We start from the raw sequence: 468 nt of genomic DNA on the forward strand, positions 1-468 counted from the left end.
GTGTCCCCCGTCTGGTCATCGCCGCTCCGGCCTCCAACAGCGGCAAGACCACCGTCGCCACCGGTCTGATGGCCGCCTTCGCCGCGCGCGGGCTCGCCGTCTCGCCGCACAAGGTGGGCCCGGACTACATCGATCCGGGCTACCACTCCCTGGCGACGGGCCGCCCCGGCCGGAATCTCGACGCGTACATGTGCGGGCCGGAGCTGGTCGCCCCGCTCTTCGCGCACGGGGCGGCGGGGTGCGACCTCGCCGTGGTCGAAGGCGTGATGGGGCTGTACGACGGTGCCTCGGGCCAGGGGGAGCTGGCGTCGACCGCGCAGGTGGCGAAGCTGCTGAAGGCACCGGTGGTGCTGGTGGTGGACGCCTCCTCGCAGTCGCGGTCGGTGGCGGCCCTGGTGCACGGGTTCGCCTCCTGGGACCCGGAGGTGCGGATCGGCGGGGTGATCCTGAACAAGGTGGCCTCGGACC

Annotated in this window: 1 protein-coding gene; it reads left to right on the plus strand. The window is 73.1% G+C overall.

Going from position 1 to position 468, the window contains the following annotated elements; genetic code table 11:
- Positions 1 to 468, plus strand: a 468-nt coding sequence (locus RM812_RS42295; RefSeq protein WP_311586349.1) for a nucleotide-binding protein, incomplete at both ends; no start/stop codon positions are given.

Origin of the sequence: Streptomyces lancefieldiae, assembly GCF_031845825.1 — a bacterium.
Taxonomy (GTDB): Bacteria; Actinomycetota; Actinomycetes; order Streptomycetales; family Streptomycetaceae; genus Streptomyces; species Streptomyces lancefieldiae.